At 65.4% G+C, this 24,357-nt stretch carries 25 protein-coding genes; 13 read left to right on the top strand and 12 right to left on the bottom strand.

Features of this window, described 5'->3' with window-relative positions:
• The first annotated feature begins 6 nt into the window (after positions 1–6).
• Positions 7–1,068: a UDP-3-O-(3-hydroxymyristoyl)glucosamine N-acyltransferase gene (gene lpxD / locus ACVW17_RS26325; protein ID WP_456798020.1), complete on the top strand. Its 1,062-nt coding sequence runs from the start codon at positions 7–9 to the stop codon at positions 1,066–1,068.
• On the top strand, positions 1,068–1,526 hold the full coding sequence (fabZ, locus tag ACVW17_RS26330; protein WP_456754578.1) for a 3-hydroxyacyl-ACP dehydratase FabZ: 459 nt from the start codon (positions 1,068–1,070) through the stop codon (positions 1,524–1,526). The genes lpxD and fabZ overlap by 1 nt, the downstream gene beginning before the upstream one ends.
• Positions 1,527–1,640: 114 nt before the next feature.
• Here the strand turns inward: fabZ and ACVW17_RS26335 are convergent, their stop codons facing one another.
• A complete protein-coding gene (locus ACVW17_RS26335) occupies positions 1,641–1,991 on the bottom strand; it encodes a KTSC domain-containing protein (RefSeq protein WP_456754579.1) in 351 nt (116 codons plus the stop codon).
• Positions 1,992–2,100: 109 nt separating this feature from the next.
• Between ACVW17_RS26335 and lpxA the strand changes: the two genes are divergently transcribed.
• From lpxA to ACVW17_RS26360, 5 genes are all read left to right on the top strand, one after another.
• Positions 2,101–2,895, top strand: a complete 795-nt coding sequence (lpxA, locus tag ACVW17_RS26340; protein ID WP_456754580.1) for an acyl-ACP--UDP-N-acetylglucosamine O-acyltransferase — start codon at positions 2,101–2,103, stop codon at positions 2,893–2,895.
• 19 nt (positions 2,896–2,914) lie between these two features.
• The gene (locus tag ACVW17_RS26345; RefSeq protein WP_456798021.1) at positions 2,915–3,772 is read left to right on the top strand and encodes an LpxI family protein; all 858 of its coding nucleotides are present in this window, start codon (positions 2,915–2,917) and stop codon (positions 3,770–3,772) included.
• Complete coding sequence (gene lpxB, locus ACVW17_RS26350) at positions 3,772–4,950, top strand: lipid-A-disaccharide synthase (RefSeq protein WP_456754581.1); 1,179 nt, start codon at positions 3,772–3,774, stop codon at positions 4,948–4,950. Before ACVW17_RS26345 ends, lpxB begins: the two co-directional genes overlap by 1 nt.
• A gap of 110 nt (positions 4,951–5,060) precedes the next feature.
• On the top strand, positions 5,061–5,720 hold the full coding sequence (locus ACVW17_RS26355; protein ID WP_456754582.1) for an SRPBCC family protein: 660 nt from the start codon (positions 5,061–5,063) through the stop codon (positions 5,718–5,720).
• A gap of 6 nt (positions 5,721–5,726) precedes the next feature.
• Positions 5,727–6,062: an ArsR/SmtB family transcription factor gene (locus tag ACVW17_RS26360; protein WP_456754583.1), complete on the top strand. Its 336-nt coding sequence runs from the start codon at positions 5,727–5,729 to the stop codon at positions 6,060–6,062.
• Positions 6,063–6,094: 32 nt separating this feature from the next.
• On the opposite strand, the gene gltA is transcribed toward ACVW17_RS26360, so the two are convergent.
• Positions 6,095–7,396 carry a citrate synthase gene (gene gltA, locus ACVW17_RS26365; protein WP_456754584.1) on the bottom strand — a complete coding sequence of 434 codons (1,302 nt, stop codon included), beginning with the start codon at positions 7,394–7,396 and terminating at the stop codon, positions 6,095–6,097.
• 160 nt (positions 7,397–7,556) lie between these two features.
• Positions 7,557–8,978 carry a glutamate--tRNA ligase gene (gene gltX, locus ACVW17_RS26370; protein WP_456754585.1) on the bottom strand — a complete coding sequence of 474 codons (1,422 nt, stop codon included), beginning with the start codon at positions 8,976–8,978 and terminating at the stop codon, positions 7,557–7,559.
• 177 nt (positions 8,979–9,155) lie between these two features.
• Between gltX and ACVW17_RS26375 the strand changes: the two genes are divergently transcribed.
• From ACVW17_RS26375 to ACVW17_RS26385, 3 genes are all read left to right on the top strand, one after another.
• Positions 9,156–10,838: a glutamine--tRNA ligase/YqeY domain fusion protein gene (locus ACVW17_RS26375; RefSeq protein WP_456754586.1), complete on the top strand. Its 1,683-nt coding sequence runs from the start codon at positions 9,156–9,158 to the stop codon at positions 10,836–10,838.
• Between the two features lie 45 nt (positions 10,839–10,883).
• Complete coding sequence (locus tag ACVW17_RS26380; RefSeq protein ID WP_456754587.1) at positions 10,884–11,270, top strand: YybH family protein; 387 nt, start codon at positions 10,884–10,886, stop codon at positions 11,268–11,270.
• Between the two features lie 124 nt (positions 11,271–11,394).
• Entirely contained in the window at positions 11,395–13,680 is a 2,286-nt protein-coding gene (locus ACVW17_RS26385; protein WP_456798022.1) for a ComEC/Rec2 family competence protein, read from the top strand.
• On the opposite strand, the gene ACVW17_RS26390 is transcribed toward ACVW17_RS26385, so the two are convergent.
• The 6 genes from ACVW17_RS26390 to ACVW17_RS26415 form a co-directional block, all read right to left on the bottom strand.
• Positions 13,677–13,904 carry a hypothetical protein gene (locus tag ACVW17_RS26390; protein WP_456754621.1) on the bottom strand — a complete coding sequence of 76 codons (228 nt, stop codon included), beginning with the start codon at positions 13,902–13,904 and terminating at the stop codon, positions 13,677–13,679. The genes ACVW17_RS26385 and ACVW17_RS26390 overlap by 4 nt on opposite strands.
• A gap of 157 nt (positions 13,905–14,061) precedes the next feature.
• Positions 14,062–14,490 carry a hypothetical protein gene (locus ACVW17_RS26395; protein ID WP_456754622.1) on the bottom strand — a complete coding sequence of 143 codons (429 nt, stop codon included), beginning with the start codon at positions 14,488–14,490 and terminating at the stop codon, positions 14,062–14,064.
• Positions 14,491–14,766: 276 nt separating this feature from the next.
• Positions 14,767–15,471: a transcriptional repressor LexA gene (lexA, locus tag ACVW17_RS26400; protein ID WP_076857656.1), complete on the bottom strand. Its 705-nt coding sequence runs from the start codon at positions 15,469–15,471 to the stop codon at positions 14,767–14,769.
• Positions 15,472–15,714: 243 nt separating this feature from the next.
• Complete coding sequence (locus ACVW17_RS26405; protein WP_456754623.1) at positions 15,715–16,926, bottom strand: molybdopterin molybdotransferase MoeA; 1,212 nt, start codon at positions 16,924–16,926, stop codon at positions 15,715–15,717.
• Positions 16,927–16,951: 25 nt separating this feature from the next.
• Positions 16,952–17,578, bottom strand: coding sequence for an HAD family hydrolase (locus ACVW17_RS26410; RefSeq protein WP_456754624.1), 627 nt, complete (start codon positions 17,576–17,578; stop codon positions 16,952–16,954).
• A gap of 1,521 nt (positions 17,579–19,099) precedes the next feature.
• Positions 19,100–19,285 carry a hypothetical protein gene (locus ACVW17_RS26415; protein WP_456754625.1) on the bottom strand — a complete coding sequence of 62 codons (186 nt, stop codon included), beginning with the start codon at positions 19,283–19,285 and terminating at the stop codon, positions 19,100–19,102.
• 769 nt (positions 19,286–20,054) lie between these two features.
• On the opposite strand from ACVW17_RS26415, the gene ACVW17_RS26420 reads away from it, so the two are divergent.
• From ACVW17_RS26420 to ACVW17_RS26430, 3 genes are all read left to right on the top strand, one after another.
• Entirely contained in the window at positions 20,055–20,303 is a 249-nt protein-coding gene (locus ACVW17_RS26420) for a hypothetical protein (RefSeq protein ID WP_456754626.1), read from the top strand.
• A 39-nt stretch (positions 20,304–20,342) separates the two neighbouring features.
• On the top strand, positions 20,343–20,570 hold the full coding sequence (locus ACVW17_RS26425) for a hypothetical protein (protein WP_456754627.1): 228 nt from the start codon (positions 20,343–20,345) through the stop codon (positions 20,568–20,570).
• Between the two features lie 179 nt (positions 20,571–20,749).
• On the top strand, positions 20,750–20,878 hold the full coding sequence (locus tag ACVW17_RS26430; protein ID WP_456754628.1) for a hypothetical protein: 129 nt from the start codon (positions 20,750–20,752) through the stop codon (positions 20,876–20,878).
• A gap of 474 nt (positions 20,879–21,352) precedes the next feature.
• Here ACVW17_RS26430 and ACVW17_RS26435 read toward each other — a convergent pair whose 3' ends face one another.
• From ACVW17_RS26435 to ACVW17_RS26445, 3 genes are all read right to left on the bottom strand, one after another.
• On the bottom strand, positions 21,353–22,081 hold the full coding sequence (locus ACVW17_RS26435) for a Crp/Fnr family transcriptional regulator (protein ID WP_456754629.1): 729 nt from the start codon (positions 22,079–22,081) through the stop codon (positions 21,353–21,355).
• 186 nt (positions 22,082–22,267) lie between these two features.
• Positions 22,268–22,930, bottom strand: coding sequence for a response regulator (locus ACVW17_RS26440; protein WP_456754630.1), 663 nt, complete (start codon positions 22,928–22,930; stop codon positions 22,268–22,270).
• Entirely contained in the window at positions 22,927–24,345 is a 1,419-nt protein-coding gene (locus ACVW17_RS26445; RefSeq protein WP_456754631.1) for a histidine kinase, read from the bottom strand. The genes ACVW17_RS26440 and ACVW17_RS26445 overlap by 4 nt, the downstream gene beginning before the upstream one ends.
• Between the last annotated feature and the right edge of the window lie 12 nt (positions 24,346–24,357).

Below are 24,357 nucleotides of genomic sequence, written 5' to 3' on the forward strand. Positions count from 1 at the left end.
GATGGAATGGCGCAGCCGAGCTTCTTCAAAAGTCCTCCTTCGTCATCGCTGGCTGACATTGCCGCGCTGACGAAGGCGCAACTGGTCGACCCCGAACGGGGCGCGCTTCAGATCAGGGGGCTGGCCTCGCTCGACGAGGCCGGTCCGATGCATCTCGCGTTCTTCGACAATCTCAAATACGCAGACCAGCTGGCCGCGACCAAGGCCGGCGCCTGCCTGGTCAGCCCGCGCTTCGAGGCGCAGGTGCCGAAGGGCACGGCGGTGCTGCGGATTGCCAAGCCGTTCTTCGCGTTCGTCGAACTGGCCCGCGATTGGCATGCCGACGCGCTGCGGCCGCAATCCTGGTTCGACACCGAGGGCATCGCCCCGTCGGCGATCATCGATCCCACCGCGCGTCTCGAGGACGGCGTCATCGTCGATCCCTTGGTCGTGATCGGCCCGCGGGTCGAGATCGGCGCGGGCACCATCATCGGTGCCGGCGCGGTGATCGGCGCCGACGTCAAGATCGGCCGCGACTGCAATGTCGGTGCCAAGACCACCATTCAGTTCGCGCTGATCGGCAACAACGTGCTGATCCATCCAGGCTGCAACATCGGCCAGGACGGCTACGGCTTCATCTTCTTCGGGCCGGCCGGGCACGTGAAGGTGCCGCAGACCGGCCGCGTGGTGATCCAGAACAATGTCGAGGTCGGCGCCGCCTCGACCATCGACCGCGGTTCGCTGCGCGACACCGTGATCGGCGAGGGCACCAAAATCGACAATCAGGTCCAGATCGGCCACAATGTGACGATCGGCCGGCACTGCCTGCTCGCGGCCCAGATCGGGCTCGCTGGCAGCCTGACCATCGGCGACAATGTCGCGCTCGGCGCCAAGGTGGGCATCAACAACCACCTCAAGATCGGCGACGGCGCCCAGGTGACGGCGATGAGCGCGGTCAAGGACGACATCCCGCCCAACGGCCGCTGGGGCGGGCATTTCGCCAAGCCGACCAAGCAGTGGTTCAGGGAAATTCTCGCGGTGGAGCGCCTGGTGCGCGACAATGAAGCCAAAGGCAAGGAACAGGAGTGATGGAGGAGGCACCGGTCAAATTCGAGCTCGTGGATATCAACGATATCCTGAAGACGCTCCCGCATCGTTTTCCGATGCTGCTGATCGACCGCGTGATCAAGATCCGCACCGACTACAGCGGCATCGGCATCAAGAACGTCACCTTCAACGAGCCGCCGTTCCAGGGACATTTCCCGGAGCGGCCGGTATATCCCGGCGTGATGATGATCGAGGCGATGGCGCAGACCGCCGGCGTGATCGGCATCAAGTCGGTCGAAGGCACCGCGAAGCCGCGCGCGGTGTACTTCCTCACCATCGACAAGTGCAAGTTCAGGAAGCCGGTGATGCCCGGCGACACCATCGAGTACCACATGCGCTCGCTCGGCCGCCGCAAGACGATGTGGTGGTTTCACGGCGATGCCAAGGTCAACGGCCAGGTCGTCGCCGAAGCCGATGTCGGCGCGATGCTGACGGATTGACTTGACCAGAGCATTTTCGAGCGAAGTGAAAACCGGTTCGCGTAAAGAGAATGCGTTAAAACAAGAATCTAGAGCCCCGCTCCGATTCCATCCGAGCGGGAAAGGCGCTAGCCGTTACGACCTCGCGCAGCCATATCGGCCGTCGGCGCCCGCGATTCGTAACACGCGATTGAGGTAGACGCCCATCGACGGCGCGCTCATCAGTGCGTCGAAGGTCGCGCTGGGGACGCCGCAATAGCGCTGGGTGCTGCCCCTGACCGCGACCAGCAGCGTGCGCTCGCCGGCGCTGTAGCAGACCCGCTGCACCATCGTGCTGCGATTGATGTCGCGGCAGTCGAAGCGCGAAAGATCGACCGTCGTGCTGTTGCCGAGATCGACCGTCTCCGGGCCGATCGGCAGAGAGAACAGGCTGAGGATCAGCGCGGCGGCCCGGACCATGGGATCGGTTGCGACCTTCTCTTGCAACAGGTGGTCATGATACGTCACTGGACAGGGCGGGCAAAGTCGCGCTAACGACCGCCCAATCGACAGCGTAGCGCTTTGGCGCCATTAACGAATTCCGGATCTGAACTGCATGAGCATGATCGACCCCACTGCGCGGATTGCGGATGGAGCTGTGATCGGGGCCGGCACCGAGATCGGTCCGTACTGCATCATCGGCCCCAATGTCGTGCTCGGCGTGAACTGCAAGCTGATCGCGCATGTCACCATCAGCGGCCACACCAAGATCGGCGCCGGCTGCGTCATCTCGCCATTTGCCGCGCTCGGCGGGCCGCCGCAGGATCTCAGCTATCGCGGCGAGCCGACCCGTCTCGAGGTCGGCGAGGCCTGCACGATCCGCGAGGGCGTGACGATGAATGTCGGCACGATCAAGGGCGGCGGGCTCACCCGCGTCGGCGACCGCGGCTTCTTCATGAACAACAGCCATGTCGGCCATGACTGCACGGTCGGCAACAACGCGATCTTCGCGACCTCGGCGACGCTCGGCGGCCACTGCGAGATCGGCGACTTCGTCTATATCGGCGGCTTGTCGGCGGTGCACCAGTTCACCCGCGTTGGTTCGCAGGTGATGATCGGCGGTGTCTGCGGCGTGCGCGGCGACATCATTCCGTTCGGATTGGCCAACGGTCAGTACGCGGCGCTCGAAGGCCTCAACATCATCGGCATGCGACGGCGCCAGTTCACCAAGGCGCGGCTGGCCACGGTGCGCGCGTTCTATCAAAAACTGTTCCACGGCCCCGGCGTCTTCGCCGAGCGGCTGGCCGCGGTGCAGCCGCTCGCGAGCGAGGATTCCGCGATCGCGGAAATCCTCACCTTCATCGAGGGTGGCAAGCACCGGCCGCTCTGTCTTCCCGCCGATAGCAAATGAGCAGGGGATGGCCGCCAGCATGACGTCCGCGGCTCCCTCGCTTTCCTCGCCGGTCGGCGTGATTGCCGGCGGCGGCGCCATGCCGTTCGCGGTTGCCGATCAGCTCGCCGCACGCGGCATCACGCCGGTGCTGTTCGCGCTGCGCGGCGCCTGCGATCCGGCGCGCTTGCAGAAGTTTCGCCACCGCTGGATCTCGGTCGGCCAGCTCGGGCGGGCGACCCGGCTGTTCCGCGACGAAGGCTGCCGCGACCTGATCTTCATCGGCACCCTGGTGCGTCCCGCGCTGTCGGAGATCCGGCTCGACTGGGGCACGCTGCGCCTGCTCGGCCACGTCGTGCGCGCCTTTCGCGGCGGCGACGATCATTTGCTGTCGAGCGTCGGGCGCATCCTCGAGCAGCAGGGCTTTCGCATGGTCGGCATCAAGGACGTCGCGCCCGATCTCCTGATGCCGGAGGGCGCCGTGACGCGGATGACGCCGGACAGCGCCGCGCTCGCCGATATCGGGCGCGGCCGCGGCGTGCTCGACGCGCTCGGCCCGTTCGACATCGGCCAGGCGGCCGTGGTGATCGACGGCCATGTGGTTGCGGTCGAGGACATCGAAGGCACCGACGGCTTGCTCGCGCGCGTGGCCCGGCTGCGCGCCGAGGGACGTATCCGCGCCAAGGCCGGCCGCGGCGTGCTGGTGAAGGCGCCGAAGAGCAAGCAGGATCTGCGCTTCGATCTGCCGACGATCGGTCCGCGCACGGTCGAGGGCGCCGCGGCGGCCGGCATCGCGGGGATCGCGGTGATCGCCGGCAACACGCTTGCGGCCGAGCCGCAGGCGCTGATCGAGACTGCCGACGCCAAAGGTCTGTTTGTCATCGGGCTGGCCGGCTGATGCAGGCGCCTCGTCCCACCACCAGCCGCAAGGTCTTCCTCATCGCGACCGAGGAATCCGGTGATCGCCTCGGCGCGGCGCTGATGAAGGTGCTGCGCGAACGTCTCGGCGACGCCGTGACGTTTTCCGGCGTCGGCGGCCGCGCGATGACCGGCGAGGGCATCACGCCGCTGTTTCCGATCGAGGAGCTCTCGATCATGGGCTTTGCCGCCGTCGTGAAGCAATTGCCGAAGATCCTGCGGTTGATCCGCCGCACCGCCGATGCCGTGCTCGCCGACGCGCCTGACATGCTGGTCATCATCGACAGCCCCGACTTCACCCATCGCGTCGCCCGTCGCGTTCGCGTGCGCAATCCGGACATTCCGATCGTCGACTACGTGTCGCCATCGGTGTGGGCCTGGCGGCCGGGCAGGGCACGCGCGATGCGAACCTATGTCGATCACGTGCTGGCGCTATTGCCGTTCGAGCCGGAGGAATACCGCAAGCTGCAAGGACCGCCGTGCAGCTATGTCGGTCATCCCCTGACCGAGCAGCTTGCGGCGCTGCGGCCGAACGAGGAGGAGCAGAAGCGGCGCGACGCGCAACCGCCGGTCCTGCTGGTTCTGCCGGGCAGCCGGCGCAGCGAGATCCGGCATCATCTCGCGCTGTTCGGCGCGGCACTCGGCCGGCTCAGCACACAGACGCCGTTCGAGCTCGTGCTGCCCACCATGCCGCATCTCGAGGCGATGGTGCGCGAAGGCACCGCGTCATGGCCGGTGGTGCCGCGGCTTGCGATCGGCGAGACCGAGAAGCGCGCCGCGTTCCGCACAGCCCGGGCGGCGCTCGCGAAGTCGGGCACGGTGACGCTGGAACTCGCGCTGTCGGGCATTCCGATGGTGACGGCCTATCGCGTCGGCGCCGCCGAGGCGTTCATCCTGCGCCGCGCCATCCGGGTGTCGTCGGTGATCCTCGCCAATCTCGTGATCGGCAGCGACATCATCCCCGAGTTCCTGCAGGAGAACTGCACGCCGGACAAGCTCGCGGCGGCACTGGGCGACGTGCTCAAGGATTCGCCCGATCGGCTGCGGCAGCTCGTGGCATTCGCGACGATGGACGGCAAGATGTCGACCGGCGACCAGCCGCCCAGCGTCCGCGCCGCCGACATCGTGCTGGCCGAGATGGACCGGCGTTCGAGTTAGCCAATCGATGACCTCGTCCGCGGCGACATCCTGCCGCAACGGTTTCGCTTGCGCTGGAATTTTAGATAACGCTAATATTAGCTATGTTTAATATTACGGGAGAGCCCGCCATGAAGATCGATCCGGTTGCCTATGTCGGAGCCGTCGTTCGCGACGTCGCCGTCCGGGAACGCGATGGCAAACCCGCGCGGGCGGTGATTGCGACCCGGAGCTACGACACCGACATCGCCGATCTCTGGGATGCGCTGACCAATCCCGAGCGCATTCCGCGCTGGTTCCTGCCGATCTCGGGAGATCTGAGGTTGGGCGGCCGCTACCAGTTCCAGGGGCAGGCAGGCGGCGAGATCACGACCTGCGAACCGCCGCGCAGGCTTGCGGTGACCTGGGAGGCGATGGGCACGATCAGCTGGGTCACCGTGACCCTGACTGACGACAATGCCGGCGGCACGCGGCTCGAGCTGGAGCATCTCTCGCTGATCGAGGGCGACTTCTGGGATCGCTATGGGCCCGGCGCCGTCGGCGTCGGCTGGGACCTCGCCCTGATGGGGCTCGCGCTCTACATTGCCGCAGGCCCTGGCGGGCAGTTCGATCGCGCGGCCGCGGCGGCGTGGCCCGGCTCGGAGGAGGGCAAGGACTTCATTCGCCGCAGCAGCGCGGACTGGTGCAGCGCCTCGATCAAGGCGGGCACGGACGAGGCGGCGGCGCGCAGGGCCGGGGCCAACACGACAGCGTTCTACTGCGGCGAGCCCGAGCCGGGCGGCGGGGGCTAGCGGCCCATGCACGCTTTCGACATTCTCGGCGACCCCGTCCGCCGGCGCATCCTGGAGTTGCTGGCGACCGGTGAGCACAGTTCGGGCGAGGTCGTCGTGGTCGTGCAGCGCGAGTTCGGCATCACGCAGTCGGCGGTCTCGCAGCAGCTGCGGATCTTGCGGGACGCCGGCTTTGCGTCGGTGCGCGCCGACGGTACCCGCCGCATCTATGCGGTGGAGCCGGGGCGGCTGCGCGAGGTCGACGACTGGCTCGACCGGTTCAGGGCGTTCTGGCTGCCGCGCCTCGACGCGCTCGCAACCGAGGTTGCGCGCGGCAAACGAAAACGGCGCCATCGGGAATGACGGCGCCGTCTCGGTATTCCCAGTGATGCAGCTTAGTTGCGCTTGTCGATCGGCACATAGTCGCGGCGCGCGACGCCAGTGTAGAGCTGGCGCGGACGGCCGATCTTCTGCTGCGGATCCTCGATCATCTCGCTCCACTGGCTGATCCAGCCGACGGTGCGGGCGACCGCGAACAGCACGGTGAACATCGAGGTCGGGAAGCCCATCGCCTTCAGCGTGATGCCCGAATAGAAGTCGACGTTCGGATACAGCTTGCGATCGATGAAGTAGGGATCGCTGAGCGCGATCTTCTCGAGCTCCAGCGCAACCTTGAGCATCGGATCGTCGCCGTGGCCGGTCTCCTTCAGCACCGCGTGACACATCTTCTGCATAATCTTGGCGCGCGGATCGTAGTTCTTGTAGACCCGGTGACCGAAGCCCATCAGGCGGACTTCGCTGTTCTTGTCCTTCACCTTGGCGATGAAGTCGGGGATCTTGTCGACCGTGCCGATGTCGGCCAGCATTGCCAGTGCGGCCTCGTTGGCGCCACCATGGGCCGGTCCCCACAGGCAGGCGATGCCGGCCGCGATGCAGGCGAACGGGTTGGCGCCCGAGGAGCCGGCGATACGCACCGTCGAAGTCGAGGCATTCTGCTCGTGGTCGGCGTGCAGGATGAAGATCTTGTCCAGCGCGTCGGCGAGAACGGGATTGATCTTGTAGTCTTCGCAGGGCACCGCGAAGCACATGTTGAGGAAGTTCTCGGCGAACGAGAGCGAGTTCTTCGGATACACAAAGGGCTGGCCGACCGTGTACTTGTAGGCCATCGCAGCCAAGGTCGGGATCTTCGCGATCATGCGGATCGAAGCGATCTCGCGCTGCTTCGGATCGTTGATGTCGGTGGAGTCGTGATAGAACGCAGCCAGCGCGCCGACCGCGGCAACCATGATTGCCATCGGATGCGCGTCACGGCGGAAGCCCTGGAAGAAGCGGGCCATTTGCTCATGCACCATGGTGTGGTGCGTGACCATGTAGTCGAACTCCTTCTTCTGCGCCGGGGTCGGAAGCTGCCCGCGGAGAAGGAGGTAGCAGGTCTCCAGGAAATCGCCATGCTCGGCGAGCTGCTCGATCGGATAGCCGCGGTATTCGAGGATACCGGCGTCGCCGTCGATATAGGTGATCTTCGACTGGCAGCTGCCGGTCGAGGTGAAGCCGGGGTCGTAGGTGAACACCCCGGCCTGGCCGTAGAGCTTGCCGATGTCGATGACATCAGGCCCAACCGTGCCGCTCAGGATCGGGAAATCGTAGTTCTTGTTGCCGATGGTGAGTGTGGCTGTCTTGCTGGATTTTGCGTCCATCGCGATATCCCCGATGAATTCGTTGCGAAAACCGACCTTGCCCAGTCGCTAAATTGCGGCCCATGGCGGGGCGGAACGGCTTGTTGAGAAGGCGTCCGGGGATGGGTAGCTCATTGCAATGTGCGCTGCAAGATGGACCCTGGAGGGGGTCCATGCAGGATCACGCCGCCTGATCGGCGAGGCGGGCGAGGCACTCCTGGCGTCCCAGGACGGCCAGCACGTCGAAGATGCCCGGCGACGTTGTGCGTCCGGTCAGCGCCACGCGCAGCGGCTGGGCGACGGCGCCGAGTTTGAGATTGTTCTGTTCGGCGAAATTCCGCATGGCGGTCTCGGTGCTTTCCGCCGTCCAGTCGTTGACGGCTTCCAGCGCAGTTCGCAGGCGGCCGATCAGCGCGCGCGTGTCCGGCGTGAGCAGCGCCGCCGCTTTCGGATCGAGCTCAAGCGGCCGATCGGCGAAGATGAAGTAGGCGCCCGCGATCAGCTCGATCAGCGTCTTGGCGCGCTCCTTCAGGCTCGGCATCGCCCGCAGCAATTGCGCACGGGTCGTATCGTTGAGCTTGGCCCTCAGCGCGGCACCTTCAGGAACATAATCCAGCACGCGCTCGAACTGGGTCACGAGGGATTGATCGTCGCTCTGCCGGATGTAGTGCCCGTTGAGGTTCTCCAGCTTGGCGAAATCGAACCGCGCCGCCGAGCGGCCGATGCCCGAGAGGTCGAACGCGTCAATCATCTCCTGGGTCGAGAAGATCTCCTGGTCGCCATGGCTCCAGCCGAGCCGGACGAGGTAGTTGCGCAAGGCGGCCGGCAAATAGCCCAGCGCGCGGTAGGCGTCGACGCCGAGCGCGCCGTGCCGCTTCGACAGTTTCGAGCCGTCGGGGCCGTGGATCAGCGGGATGTGGGACATGCTCGGCAACTCCCACTCCATCGCGTCGTAGATCTGCTTCTGGCGCGCGGCGTTGATCAGGTGGTCGTCGCCGCGGATGATGTGAGTGACGCCCATGTCGTGGTCGTCGACCACGACCGCGAGCATGTAGGTCGGGGTGCCGTCGCCGCGCAGCAGGACGAGGTCGTCGAGGTTCTCGTTCTGCCAGACCACGCGGCCCTGGACTTGGTCCTCGATCACGGTCTCGCCGGTCTGCGGCGCCTTGAGGCGGATGGTCGGCTTGACGTCGGACGGCGCGGTCGCCGGATCTCGGTCGCGCCACATGCCATCATAGAGACGGGTGCGGCCCGCGGCGCGCGCCTTTTCGCGCATCGCGGCCAGTTCCTCCGGCGTGGCGTAGCAGTAATAGGCCCGCCCGGCAGCGAGCAGGCCCTCGGCGACCTCGCGATGGCGGGCGGCGCGGCTGAACTGGTAGATGACGTCGCCGTCCCAGTCGAGCTCCAGCCATTTCAGGCCGTCCAGGATGGCGTCGATCGCCTCCTTGGTCGAGCGTTCGCGGTCGGTGTCCTCGATCCGGAGCAGCATCTTGCCGCCGAGCTTCCTGGCATAGAGCCAGTTGAACAGCGCGGTGCGGGCACCTCCGATATGGAGGAAGCCGGTCGGTGAGGGGGCGAAGCGGGTAACGACGGGATTGGTCATGATCGAACGAGACGTATGCTGGGAACGGCGGTGGTGTATAGCAGGAACCGGACATAACTAAAGCCTCGGTTGGCCTTTTGCCCGCCAAACCAGACCTGAAACCAGCTTCAAACCAGGCTTGGCCGGAGGGCACGAATTTGGCAGAAGGTTGAACTGACTCCTCCAGGGAACCCTTTGATGACGACTGACACGACGGCAGAGGCAGGGCGCGACTTCATCCGCGACATCGTCCAGGCCGATCTCTCCTCCCACAGGCACAACCGGATCGTGACCCGCTTCCCGCCGGAGCCGAACGGCTACCTGCATATCGGCCACGCCAAGTCGATCGCCTTGAATTTCGGCATCGCGCAGGAGTTCGGCGGCCAGTGCAATTTGCGCTTCGACGACACCAATCCGACCAAGGAGGAGCAGGAATACATCGACTCCATCCAGGCCGACGTCCATTGGCTCGGCTACGATTGGGGCACCAACCTCTTCTTCGCGTCGGATTATTTCGACCGTCTGTATGATTGGGCCGAAGGCCTGATCAAGGCCGGCTATGCCTATGTCGACGATCAGTCGCAGGAGGAGATCCGCACGTCGCGCGGCACCCTGACCGAGCCGGGCAAGAACTCGCCGTTCCGCGACCGCTCGGTCGAGGAGAACCTCGACCTGTTCCGCCGCATGAAGGCCGGAGAGTTTCCCAACGGCGCCCGCGTGCTGCGCGCCAAGATCGACATGGCGGCCGGCAACATCAACCTGCGCGATCCCGTGCTGTACCGCATCCTGCACGCCCACCATCCGCGCACCGGCGACAAATGGTCGATCTATCCGAGCTACGACTACGCCCACGGCCAGTCGGACGCGATCGAAGGCATCACCCATTCGATCTGTACGCTGGAGTTCGAGGATCACCGTCCGCTCTATGAGTGGCTGCTCGACAAGCTGCCGGTGCCCTCGAAGCCGCGCCAGTACGAAATGGCACGGCTGAACCTGACCTACACGCTGCTGTCCAAGCGTGTGCTGACCCAGCTGGTCCGTGACGGCCACGTCTCGGGCTGGGACGATCCGCGGATGCCGACCGTCGCCGGTCTCAAGCGCCGCGGCGTGCCGCCGGCCGCGGTGCGCGAATTCATCAAGCGCATCGGCGTCGCCAAGGCCAACAGCGTGGTCGATGTCGGCATGCTCGAATTCTGCATCCGCGAGGAGCTGAACCGCACATCGCTGCGTCGCATGGCGGTGCTGCGACCGCTCAAGGTTGTGATCGAGAACTATCCGGAAGGGCAGGTCGAGGAGATCGAGGCGATCAACCATCCCGACAATCCGGACGCCGGCACGCGCAGAATCGCATTCGGCCGCGAGCTCTATATCGAGCGCGACGACTTCATGGAGAATCCGCCGAAGAAGTTCTTCCGTTTGTCACCCGGCAATGAGGTGCGGCTGCGTTACGCCTACTTCATCAGGTGCACCGGCGTGATCAAGAACGACGCCGGCGAGATCGTCGAGCTGCGCGCGACGTATGATCCCGCGACCAAGGGCGGCAACGCGCCGGACGGCCGCAAGGTCAAGGCGACCATGCACTGGTTGCCGGCGGCGCAGTCGAAGCCGGCGGAGATCCGGATCTACAATCAGCTGTTCGCCAATCCGAGCCCGAACGCCGCCGATTTCGTCGCCGACCTCAATCCGCAGTCGCTGGAAGTGCTCAGCGATGCGCGGGTCGAGCCTGCGATCGCCGAGAGCAATTCGCCCGAGGTGATGCAGTTCGAGCGGCAGGGCTATTTCGTGCGCGACGCGGATTCGACGCCGGACAGGCTCGTGTTCAATCGCACCATCGGGCTGCGCGACACCTTCGCCAAGGAAGTCGGCGGCAACAAGGGTTAGACAAGGGCTAGAACAGTCCGGCAAGGACAGCTGACGGGGCGATCGATGCCAAGTGAAAGCGACGACATCGCCTCCGCCATAGTCGCGAAATGGTCCGCGGGATTCAGCAAGCTCGACGCGGAGGCGCTTGCCGCGCTGTACTCGCAGCACGCGTTCTTCTTCGGCTCGAACCCGACGCTGTATCGCGGCCGCGACGACGTCAAAGCCTATTTCGACGGCCTGCCGCGCTGGCAGGCGCCGCGCGTTCGCTTCAGCGAGGTCAGGACCGAGCGGGTGAATACCGATCTCGTCAACATGGCGGGCATCGCGTCGTTCTTTCTCGACGGCGATGCGCCTTCGCTCGCCGTCAAGATCACCTGGGTGATCGCGCGCGAGGACGGCGGCTGGAAGATCGCCTGCCATCACGTCTCGTCACAGACGCCGTTGATCTAGCGCACCTCAGCGCGTCCCCTGTCCCCGGAGATCACAGCCTTCGGTTGCGTGTTTCGGTTCCGTTCCGCTAGTCGGGTGACTGCGGCATCCGCTAGCCTGCTGCCCGGCAGGGATCGCGAGCGGAATGGCGGAGCAGGGCACGACGCCGGGCGGCAAACGCGGCTACGCGGGGACGTGGCCGCCGCGGGCGGCTGCGCCGGTTGGCAGCTATCTTCCGGTACGTGCCAGTATCTGGCGGCCTTACGTCGAGACCTTGCGGCAATGGGCGCGCGCGGAAGCCGGCGCCGGACGGCTGTTGCCGTGGGTGCCGGTGGCGTTCGGCACCGGCATTGCGTTCTACTTCGCGGCAGAGCACGAGCCGGTGCTGCCGGTCGCGGCGAGCGTCGCGATCGCGCTCTGCCTGCTGGCGCTGCTGCTGCGGCGGCGCAGCGTGTTTCCCGCCGTCGTGATACTTGCTGCGGTCGCTGCGGGCTTTGCGATGGCGACATGGAAGACGGCGCGGATCGCCCACGGCGTGCTGGCGCGTCCGATATATTCCGTAGCGCTGACCGGCTTCGTCGAGACGCGCGATATCCGCGAGAAGACCGACCGCTTCGTGCTGCGCGTCGTATCGATGGAGAGCCAGCGCGAGGTGCCAAAACTCGAGCGCGTCAGGCTCTCGGTGAAGAAGGGCACCGCGCCCGACGTCGGCAGCTTCGTGGAATTGAAGGCGCGGCTGATGCCGCCGCTCGGGCCGCAACGTCCGGGCTCCTATGATTTCGGCCGCGACCTGTATTTCCAGGGCATCGGCGCCTCCGGCTTCGCGATGGGCGCGGTCAAGACCAGGGAGCCGCCGGCCGCCGGCGGCCTCGCGCTGCGCTATGCCGCCTTCATGCAGTGGCTGCGCGATGCCATCGACGCGCGGATCCGCACGACGCTCGACGGCGATCAGCGCGCGATCGCGACCGCCCTGCTGACCGGCCGGCGCGACGCGATCACGACGCCGGTCAACGATGCGATGTTCATCTCGGGGCTCGGCCATGTGCTGTCGATCTCCGGCTACCACATGGCCGTGGTCGCGGGCGTGGTGTTTTTCACGATCCGCGCGCTGCTGGCGCTGTTTCCGGCGCTGACGGCGGGATACCCGATCAAGAAATGGGCGGCGGCGGCTGCGCTCGTCGCCGCGGCGTTCTATCTGCTGCTGTCGGGAGCCGAGGTCGCGACCCAGCGATCGTTCTTCATGACGGCGGTGGTGCTGATCGCGGTGATGGTCGACCGCCGCGCCATCACCTTCCGCACGCTGGCGGTGGCGGCGCTGATCGTGCTCGCGATTGCGCCGGAGGCGCTGGTGCATCCGAGCTTCCAGATGTCGTTCGCCGCGACGCTCGGGCTGGTGGCGCTGGTGCAGATCGGGCTGCCGAACCTGCTGGCGTCGCCGGATCATTCGGCGACCGCGCGGGTTGCGCTGTGGGGCGGGCGCGAGCTGACGATGCTGATGCTGGCTTCCCTCGTGGCAGGGCTCGCGACGACGCCCTATGCCGCATTTCATTTCCATCGCGTGACGCCGTACGGACTGCTCGCCAACCTCGCGGCGATGCCGGTGGTGTCTGCGGTCGTGATGCCGGCCGGCCTGCTCGGGCTCGTAGCGATGCCGTTCGGCTTCGACGGCGTGTTCTGGGCGATCATGGGCTTTGGCATCGACTGGATGATCCTGGTGACGCAATGGGTCGCCGCGCTGCCCGGTGCGGTCGGCCGGATGGCGGCGTTCGGGATCGGGCCGCTGATCGCAGCCAGCGCGGGCCTGATCCTGCTCGGGCTGCTGCGCACGCCGCTGCGCTGGTCGGGCGCGGTGCTGCTGGTGGTGGCCTCGGTCTGGGCGCTCAGGGTGCCGCAGCCGGACGTGCTGATTTCCGCCGATGGCCGCAACGTCGCGGTGCGCGGCGGGGACGGGCGGTTGCATCTGATGCACAGCGCCAAGGATGCGTTTTTGGTCAAGGAGTGGCTGGCGGCGGACGCCGATGCGCGGACCGCCACTGATGCATCGCTCGGCGAGGGCGTCTCCTGCGATCCGAGCGGCTGCGTGGTCCAGGGGCCCGGCGGCGCCTTCGTCGCGCTGGCCAGCCGGCCGGAGGCGCTGGTGGATGATTGCGAGCGCGCGGCGCTGATCGTCACCGCCCGGCCGGCGCCGCGGGGCTGCGCGGCCTCGGTGGTCGACGCCGAGCGGCTGCGGCGTCACGGCGCGCTGGTGCTGCGGCGGACCAGTGACGGCTACGCCATCGATGCGGTCAAGCCCGGCGGGATCGACCGGCCATGGTCGCCTGCGGTTCCCGGCGACGGCGAGGCCGAGGCGACGCTCCGCGCCCCCGCCACCGCGCCACGGCCGGCCGTCGACGCCACGCCGGGGGAGAGCGATCTGCAGGGTGAGGATTAGCCGGGGTCTGGCGAGGGACCGGCCGGCAATTCGAACAGGCCGAGATGGTATTCGTCGGAATCGGGGCCGGCGTCGGGCTTCTTGACGAGGGTGAAGGACGCCTCGGGGAATTGCTGCCAGACCTTCAGGTCGTCAGCCGTCACCGTCAGCCAGCCGAACCGGAACATGTAGCGGCCCGGCTCCGTGACGCGTCCAGCCTTTTGCCATGTGACCTTTTCGACCACCGAGCAGGTTTCCGTAAGTGCACGTCCTCTGCGCCTGATGATGCGCCAAGGCGGCCGCCGACGGAAATCTCCTGCCGCGCCCCGGAACCCGACGTCCGGGGTCGCTCGAAATCGTTTCGGTCACTCGCCGCCGGGTCATCCTGCGGCGACGATGCGTTCAACCCAAAAACAGCGACGCAAATGCGGAGGGCCGCCGCTCCACAACCTTCGGCTTCTGCGCGACCGGCGGATGCAGTGCCGGCAATTGCAGCACGCTGACGCGCTGTCCCTCGACGAGCTGGGTCACCAGCACATGGCTGCCGTCGGGGAATTCGACCGCATCATGATGGCGATCCGGCACGTCGGGCTCGACTTCGTTGAACACGCCGACGCGGAAATTCAGCGTCTTGGTCCAGATCCAGCGGCTGTCGTAGCGAACGTTCTCGGCGAAAGCGAGCTCGGTGCCCGGCAGCATGCAGACCGCGACAGTCGGATCGTTCTCCGACGCAAAGCCGCGGGTCGACGTGCCGCGGAAGGTCGTGGTGATCAGCGTCTCTCCGACAATGGCGGGGCGCGATGCCACGGCGTGCAGACTATAGTCACACATCGGATGGCTCCTCAAATGGAGGTAGCGACCCGTGCCTCTCCTTGAGGCATAGGGCCTCTACCAGAGTGGACGATAGCGAACGAGTGTCAGCTCGTTTCTGGGCGATTGTACGACTCGCCCGAGACCGCCTCAATCACAAACACGCGACACTGCGTGAGAGGTATCGGAGCGCATCGAGCAGGCCGCATGCCGCGCTATCTTCCAAGGAACGATCCGATCTGTCGCTCGTTCCTCGCCGCCGCAAGTATTTGCCTCGCCGCCGCAACTATTTGCAATTCAGTACTTGCGATAGAGCCCGATCAGCTTGCCCTGGATGCGGACCCGGTTCGGCGGCAGGATGCGCACTTCATAGGCGGTGTTGGCCGGCTCCAGCGCGATCGAAGCGCCGCGGCGGCGGAAGCGCTTCAGGGTCGCTTCCTCCTCGTCGATCAGCGCCACCACGATGTCGCCGGTGTTGGCGACGTCGTTGCGCTGGATCAGCGCCATGTCGCCGTCGAGAATGCCGGCATCGACCATCGAGTCGCCGCGCACCTCCAGCGCATAATGCTCGCCGGAGCCGAGCATGTCGGGCGGCACGCTGATGGTGTGGCTGCGGGTCTGCAGCGCCTCGATCGGCGTACCGGCAGCGATCCGGCCCATGACCGGGACCGCGACCGGTCGATTGCCGTCATCCTCGGCGATCGGCGGTGTAGAGGTGCGCTTGCCGAGGGTGCCTTCGATGACGCTCGGGGTGAAGCCGCGTCGGCCGTTGCCGCCGCCGGCCGACAGCTCGGGCAGCTTGATGACTTCGATGGCGCGGGCGCGGTTGGGCAGGCGGCGGATGAAGCCGCGCTCCTCCAGCGCAGTGATCAGGCGGTGGATACCGGACTTCGAGCGCAGGTCGAGCGCATCCTTCATCTCGTCGAAGGAGGGCGGGACGCCGGCCTCTTTCAGACGTTCATTGATGAAACGCAGAAGTTCGTACTGTTTGCGCGTGAGCATCTCGAGTATTCCCCCGGTTGATAGCGTCGTTCGATTCCGAGACTCTTCGGTGGGATCTGCAGACCGGGCCTGACCAAGGGAGCATGGTGCTTGCTGCAAGCGCTCCTGGGCGGCCTCCCGATTGTAGACACCAGTACTCGAAACAAATCATGAACGGACACTATATGTTCGATATGTGTTCCGCAACCACTTAATTTCCGGTGAACACGCCCGGCGGCGCACAATCGCCGCGGTGAGAAAACCCTATTCGGGCAGCATCAGGATCTCGCATTCGCTGCCGGCGACGGCGGCCGGCGCAAACGGCGGACGCACGAGAAGTGCCCGTGCCGCAGCGAGATTCCCGAGCAGCGAAGAATCCTGCTGCATCACGGGCGTTGCGATCAGCGTGCCGTCGTCGCGCGTCTCGAGACGCGCGCGCAGATAGTCCTCGCGCTGGTCGTTGGCAGCGAGGTCGCGGCCGAGCAAAGCGGTCGCGCGGCGATGATGAATCGCTTTTCGGCCGCTCAGCGCCCGAATCAACGGCACCAGAAACAGGAAGGCGCAGACATAGGACGACACCGGATTGCCGGGCAGGCCGATCACCCGCATCGCCCCGAGCCGGCCATGCATCATCGGCTTGCCGGGCCGCATCGCGATCCGCCAGAACGCCATCGCGACGCCCTCGGCCTCCAGCGACCGCTTGACCAGGTCGTGGTCACCGACCGAGGCGCCGCCGGTCGTGATCAGGATGTCGGCTCCGGTGTCGCGGGCCCGGCGGATGCCGGCCGTGGTGGCCTCAACCGTATCGGCGGCAATCCCGAGATCGATGGTCTCGGCGCCTTCGGCACGCGCCAGCGCCCGCAGCGCATAGCCGTTGGAATAGACGATCTGGCCGGGTCCGGGCTGCGAGCCCGGCATCACCAGCTCGTCGCCGGTCGCCAGCACCGCGACCTTCGGCCGGCGATGCACGGCGACTTCCGGATGGTTCATGGCGGCGGCCAGCGACAGCGCGCGGTCGGAGAGGCGGCTGCCGGCGGCGAGCAGAACGTCACCCTCGCGGAAGTCGACACCGGCGGGGCGGATGTGCCGTCCAACGGCGGCAGCCTCGGTGATCGTGATGTGGTCGCCGTCGACGGCGGTGTCCTCCTGGATGATGACGGCGTCGGCGCCGTCGGGGATCACGCCGCCGGTGAAGATCCGCACCGCTTCGCCTGAGGCGACCGTGCGCTCGAACGGCCGGCCGGCGGCGACTTCGCCGATCACCTTGAGCCGCGCCTTCAGGTCAGCCGCATCGGCGGCGCGCACCGCATAGCCGTCCATCGCCGACATCGGCTGCGGCGGCTGGGTGCGCCGCGCGGCGAGGTCGCGTGCCAGGGTGCGGTGATAGGCGGCATCGAGCGCGACCATCTCCTCCGGCAGCGGTTCGGCGCCGGCCAGGACGGCGGACAGGGCATCGGCAACCGGCATCAGGGCCACGCTCGGAGCTCCTCAAGTCCAGGGTTCAAATACCGAGCGCGGTCAGCGCCCTTGCCACGTCATCCGTCGATGTCACGTGGACGGCATGAAGGCCGCGCGCCCGCGCGCCTTCGATATTGGCGGCCAGGTCGTCGAAGAACAGGATCCGCGACGCCGGCACGCCGATGGCTTTTACCACATGATCGTAGGCCGCGGCGTCGGGTTTCCGATAGCCGATGCTCGAGGACAGGAACACGGTGCGGAAATGGCTCAGCAACTCGGCGTGGACAACCGAGAAATGCGCGACATGGGCCGGATTGGTGTTGGAGAACGCATAGAGCGGCATCCGCTTCGCCGCGGCCGCGAGCAGGGGGGCGATATCGGGCATCTCGCCGGTGAAGATCGCATTCCAGCCTTCGAGGAACTGGGCGTCCGTGAGGTCGATGCCGAGCGTCCGGCGCAGGTTTTCGAAGAACGCCGCATCGTCGATCCGGCCGATCTCGTGATGCTTGAAGCTGTCGTCGACGACAAAGCGCGTGGCGAGGTCGGACGGCGCGCAGCCGGCATGCTGCGCCCAGTGCGCCATCACCTTGTCAAAGTCGATGTCGAGCACGACGCGGCCGATATCGAACAGCAGCACGTCGACGGAATCGGGGAGGGGGTGCGAGGTCATTGCGTGGAACCATGTACGAAAATTGCGGGCAGGCGGCAATGTCCCCGATTTGTGCGGGAGGCATGCGACTGATGTGCTGACAGTGGCTCCCGCTCGATCCATAGCTTCGCATGCTCGCGCCACAATTTCAGTGTCGTCCCGGCCTAGTGCGCAATTGCGCACGGGGGCCGGGGCCCATAACCACAGGGTTGTGTTGTTGAAAACAAGCTGTGGCCCCAGCGTCGCGCAACAATTCGCTTTTGGGGTAATGGGTCCCGGGCCTTCGCCGGGACGACGGCGAATGTGTGGCGCCGCTTGTGAATCATACGTCCGCATTCTCGCGACATGATTTGTCCGAGTCTTGCTTCTCGTTCCGCCCTCTCCGTTGGTGAGGGCGCAGGGAAAGCCGGGTGCCGATCGCACCCATGGGCCCCGAGCAATGGGGTAGAAAGCTCGGGGGTAGGACCACAGGTGTAACCGGAGCAATCCGGCTTTCCCTGCGCGATGGCTTACGGCTTATACGTGCTCTCCCCGGCGAGACTTGGCTTTGTTGTCACCGTCTTCACAACGCGCATTGCGCAATCGGAAGAGACACCTACCGCTAGGGCGTCAGGCCTGCACGATTTCGCCGTCCGCCTCATGCGCGTTCGTCAACTGCGCATTCGGCGTCCACCGCATCTCGACCCGCGTTCGTGACGACCGCGAAGCGCCCCTCGTGTCGGGTGAGACGGGGAATTCATACACCGAGTTGCGCTTCGGATAAAGCGAAATATTTTCGCGCACGGTGATTGACAGGTTTTGCTGAGTTGCCCGTCGTGTCCGGACCGCAACACCCTGCAAACACATCGCCGTCCGACGTGTGCCCTCAGCGGGCTGCACCCTTCTTCTCCAGGCGTCCAGGAGCGGCCGACGTCGATAATCGCGCCCCTCGCTGGGCCGTCTCTTGTCGGGCGATCGCTCATTAGGAACGACAGCACCTGGCACCGCGTATTGGATAACAAACGCCACCCAACAGGAACGGCAGGTCGGCGTTTCCGGTGCCCTTGGCTCTGTCCCCGAGCCAGGGGCACACCTTCGTGGTCTTCAGGGGCGTGTCATCACCGCGCCTAATGTGTCGTAGGCGGCGATATCGTTCCAACGACTTCCATGTCTTCTTTCCGCACAGTCACCCAGCGTCCTGTCTCGGCAGCGATCTTTCGAGCTATTCTTACAGCGGCATCCTCGTCCGCCAATTCAAGCATGATGATGCTGCCTTTCCCCGAGAAGGCGTCGGGGTTTGAAATGTTGATGATGAATAGGGGTCCTTTTGGAAGGATCATCGGAGTGCCCCAGCCCGCAGAAGCCAGCATCGCATCACGCGATACCCTGTGCTTTCGTGCGCGGCGACACCGTGCAACCGCTACCAAGTTCCCGCCTTAACCTGGTTAAAGTACGTGGGATGTCGCGCAACTCGAAAATGGAGCTTTCGCATCGGTCCAGCAATCATGTTGCTCCGGTCCGCCCGCCGACGCGTTGGACGCTTTGCTTGCAAACCGTACGGCTTCACTTGCTTGGATGCTTCTCAATGGTCGCCTTGGCCCTGGCGATCGCCTCTTGAGTGCTCTGGAAGGTTTGCGTTCTGATCGGAGGACCGCCCGCAAGAGGCGTGATCTCGACGAGGAAGCCGCCGCCTCGCTGCTCGACGATCGTTAGACGATGACCCTGATATTCGATCGGCTCGGCTGACATTTCGGATGCCGTTTGGACGATGGATGCGCGACAAGCCTATGAAGGCATTGCAGCCCCCGGGGTTGCTAGGAACTTCTCGATCTCGAGGGCACGCCGGGCTTCAAGTGACTTCCTCAGCATGCGTTCACGTTCGGCTCCAGGCGGCAAGCCGCTTGCCCTGGTCCTGGCCGTTTCGGCAAGCTTTAGCAGTCTGAAGGTCAGTGACGTCGTTTGCTTAACCCGATTTCGTCGTTTCTTTCCCATGGCGTTCGGCCCGCGCGAACAATTGTCGCGCGAATTCGGCCACCAATGGCCTTGCATGGCATCTACATAGGTTAATCCAGTGCTGGCGGAATTTTTGCTGCGGGCAGGAACCAACTGGCGCGAGCATGCGGGGTGACGTGGCTGACGGCGTGTTCGGTCAGGGACGACGAGAGCCGAAACGTTCTCGTCGCTTCACGCCCGTTGTTTCTGAAATCCGAATTGGTGGAGCGGCCGCTGTTTGGGGCTCAGCGAAATTAGGACATGGCTTCTGACATGCATTTTTAAATGCGGGTCTCGGAGACGAGATGCAAACTGCGGGGATGTTGACACCTCATCGAATGGACAGCGTGGAGATGGGCTTTCTCGGCTTTGCCGGAATGTCATTCATCGCGCTCGTCGCCAGCGTGAGCTGGCTCCTGACCGGGTGACGCCGAACACGATGGACGAACGGACCTTGGCCTCAGTGTGGTGCCCACTCGCTGGGGCCCTTTCTTTCCGAGCTCCCTGGACTGGAGGCGGGTGAGGGATGCCCCACCTGGATGCTTGCCTGGGAGTTCTGCGCCGACTGATCGCAGAAGGCGACGTGAACCGCATTGCGCTGGCCGAGAGAGCGGTCAACGAGTATTGGGACGCGACCTTGCTTGGAGCCAGGAGGAGCGGACTCCGGCTCCTCCAGCAAGACGTGCTGACGCAGCTCAATGCCGTTGTGGGAGATCAGCGCGGCTTCGCCGAAACGGTGAATGCTTACATCGAGAAAAAGCTAGGCTCGGCATAACCCGGCCAGGGTCGCCGGATCGCCCCATCGAGCGCTTCCGTGCCACTCGATGCAAAACTTGTTTCCTCCCTGGCGTCATCCGCCGACGGTCTTCTCAAGGGCGACCAGCAAGCCGAAGACCGATCCCGTCACAGCGAGGAAGGCAGCAAAATAGTAAATGCGGTACATGACTGGTCGATCTGTTCCGGTCTAGCCGAGGAGATTGAATTTCGCCCAAGCGTTCCTCAGTGGGCGTTCCCGAACGCGATGCGCCGCAAGATCGGTTGAGCTACCTCGCCGCAATCGACTGTTGCACGCCATGTCGGTTCCTCGTCTCGCTTCATCGCCGGCCGTGCGCGAGCTCTGCAGGCGACGCTCATCGAGACCGGTCGTTCCTCGAACGCGAATGGAACAGTCGGCAAACCAATGTTTTTCCGTACATGGTTGGATTCGTTTGGAGGCCACCCATGCGGGACGATTATGACATCTTTGCCCACTCGGACCTTTGGTTGGCTGCGGTGGTTGCCTGCGCGCCCTCGATATTGATCGTCACGCTGATGATCATGTCGCTGATCGAGCCGCAGTTCCCCGGTTGAGGTTTCAATATTGGGTGGTCGCTCAAACAAGCGTTCTCGGCCGACTCGTTTTTTGCCGGACAGCGCTCACATCCTGGAAAGCGCCAAACCGAGATATGCGATCAGCGCCCCGGTGCTCAGAATAACAACGACGAGCGCCTGCTCTGAACGTGCCTGTAGGGTTTTGCGGGTCACGGCGTTGACGCTCCATCTTCGAAATCATTCGATCCAACTAATTGTGATCAGTTTCCGTTCCGGTTCCTTTCCAGGAACTTTCAACGATACGGACGAACGCGGAAATAAGGCCCGCATCGTCAAACCCCGTACGATTCCGGTACTCCGAACGGGCACGAGAAAGTGTCGGGCGCGAGGTCTAGGGTGGCGTGACCAAGTTGCTCTGGCCTCAGCGTGTGTACCCCCTCGCTGGGGCCTTTCTTTGCGCAGCCGATTGACGCTGCCGCCGTCTTGAAGGTCTAAAAGAATCTCGGTTGCCCGTCACACGGATGGGTGGAGATGGAGATAGTGGGGATCGAACTGGCCGCGTTCCTCCAGCCCCGCGCGGTCGAGCAGATTGAAGGCGGCGCGGTCTATCTCAATCAGTCCCTCGCTTCGAAGTTCTTGCAGAACCCTGTTGACGTGCACCGTCGACAGGGCCAGGCAGTCGGCGAGTTCGGCCTGCGTGATCGGAAACCGGAAGGTCTCGCCCGAGGTCCGGCCGACCGCCTCCAGGCGGCGCCGCATTTCCGACAGCAGGTGGGCCATGCGCTGAGTGCCGGTTCGGCGGCCGACATTGAGGATCCATTCCCTGAAGATGGACGCGTCGATCAGCGTCTCGCGCCAGAGCGCGGCGGCGATGTTCGGGAACGCCGCGTTGATCCGCTTCAAGGCCTCATGCGGGATGAAGCCCAGCGTGCAGGGCGTGAGTGCGACCAGATCGTGGTCCATGATGCCGAGGTGGAGGCTTTGAAGATCCGGAATCTCCCCTGGAATATGCAGTGACAGGATTTGTCGCTGCCCATCGGGCGTCGACTTGGCGCGGAACACGAAACCGTCCGCGACCAGGCAGCATTGGGTCGCTCTCTGCCCGTCCGCCACGATGATCTCGCGCGCGCGGACCTCACGCCTCTGAATCGGGAGTGTCCTGAGCGCCTCGATATCCGCTTGATCAAGCCTGTTGGATACGCAGATCTTGCGCACCAGTGCGTCCGAGAGAGTTTCAGCCATCGTCCCGGTTCCCTGTCACTTGAGCCAGGACGATCAGGGAGGTCCGGCTGCTTCGGAGGGCGCGGGCGCAACCGGCGCCCGAAGGTCATTGCCGACGATGACATACAACAACCGGGATGGGAGCCGCGTTCCAGATGAGGACGCGCTCTGTCGCTGGTCGAACGGCCCAGGCACAACCAACCGGGCTCAGCACTCGCCCAGATCGATCCGCGTCAGGATGCCCTGCCGCAGCGCGAGGCGGACCAGCTCGATATCGGTGCCGACGCCGAGCTTGTCCTTGACCAGGGAATGCAGGTTGGCGACCGTCTTGGGACTGAGGTGCAGCGCCCCGGCGATCTCCTCGGTGGTTTTCTCCGCGAGCAACATGCGCAGCACCTCGAACTCGCGCGCAGTCAAGAGGTCGGCGGCGGCGGTCTCGCCGGCGAGGCGGCTGAGCGCGAGTTGGTGGTCGATGTCAGGACTGATCGCGATCTTGCCGGACAGCGCATCCATCACGGCGTGCACCAGCGTCTCCGGCGGGCTGGTCTTGGTGACGTAGCCGCTGGCGCCGGCGCGGATCGCCTGCACGGCGAAGGCCGCGTTCTGGTGCATGGTGAACACCAGGATTTTTGCGTGCTTGTCCCATTGCCGGAGGCGCCGGATGGCTTCGATGCCGCCGATGCCGGGCATCGACAGGTCCATGATCACGAGGTCGGGCCCGGTCTCCTTGTAGAGACGATAGGCCTCGGCGCCGCCGGAGGCTTCGGCGACGACACGGAGGCCCGGCTGCTTCTGCAGCATCGACCGGTAGCCCTCGCGCACGACGGCATGGTCGTCGACCAGCATGATGGTTCGCGCTGTATTGCTCATGCCGCGTATTCCACCGGAGCGACGCCCGGACCGGCTGCGACGGGAACGGTGACGCGGAGCGAAGAGCCAGCGGGCTGTCCGGTCTCAAAGCTCAGCCGTCCGCCCAGCGCAGCGACCCGTTCGCGCATGCCGAGCAGGCCCATGCCGGACTTGATCGGGGAATCGCCGGGCCGGCCGTCATCCTCGATCGCCAGCGCGATTTCGCCGGCATGGCCTGGCGCGGCCTCGCGCATCTGAAGCCGCAGCGTCACGCGGGTGGCGCCGGCGTGCTTGGCCGCGTTGGTGAGCGCTTCCTGGACGATGCGGTAGAGATTGGCGCTGACCGAGGTGGGAATGCGCTCGAGCGATCCCGCCATGGCGATCTCGAATTGCGGCGCTCCCCGGCTGCGGCCGTTCCAGCCGGCGATCAGGCCCTCGAGGCTCGCCGCAAGTCCGAGTTCGTCGACATCGGGCGGGCGTAACCGGAACAGGGCGCCGCGCAACGTCTCCATCATGTCGGTCGCGGTCCGTGCGATGCCGTCGCATTCGGCGAGCAAAGGCGGACAATCCTGAACCGCGGTCAGGCGCGCCGAGGCGGCGAGCGCGCGGATCGCGGCCAGCGATTGCCCGAATTCGTCATGCAGCTCGCGCGCGAGGTGCCGGCGCTCCTCGTCCTGCACCAGGATCAGTTTTTGCGTCAGCGCGCTGCGCTCGGAGAGCGCGGTGGCGAGGCGTTCGGCGAGCTGGTTGAAGACGTCGCCGATCGCCGACAGTTCGGCGAGGTCGAATGGCGGCAGGCGCGCGGCGAGGTCGCCTCTGGCGATCCGCTCGAGCCCGTCGCGGATCAAACGCGTCGGACGCAGCGCACGCGCCAGCGCCGCATAGACCAGCGCGCAGAGCAGCGGCAGTGCGATCAGCAGCGCCGCCATCAGGCGGCCGGCATCGTGCCAGGCCTCGGCGGTCAGCACCGCCGGATCGACCCAGACCACGGCCTCACCGATCACTTGGCCGATCGCCTGGCCGCGCGAAACCACCGGGCGGACGGCTTCGCGGCCGGGATCGAACAGGCGGCGATAGAGCGCCGCGAAGACCTGCGGCGGCGCGGCCGCATCGGTCTGCGCCCCGCCGCAGAAGCGCTGGCTGATCTCGCCGCTGGTGCTGCGAAAGGCCAGGCACAGGCCGGGCGCCATGACCGAGCCGGCAACGCTGTCGAGATCGGGGAATTCAGCGCGGGGGTTGTTCAGCCACTGGATCTTGCTCTGCTGCAACTCCAGCGTCTTGGCGGTGACGTCGGCAATGGCCGCGATCCTGGCGCGCACCGCGCGATCGGACTCGATCAGGAAGTAGCCGGCGATGGCGGCAAAGCAGAGCGCCGTCACCGCGGCCACACGCAGCATCAGCCGCAGCTTCAGATCGCTTCCGGACCAAATCCACATCGGCGCATCCTC

Source organism: Bradyrhizobium sp. USDA 4473 (assembly GCF_054063335.1).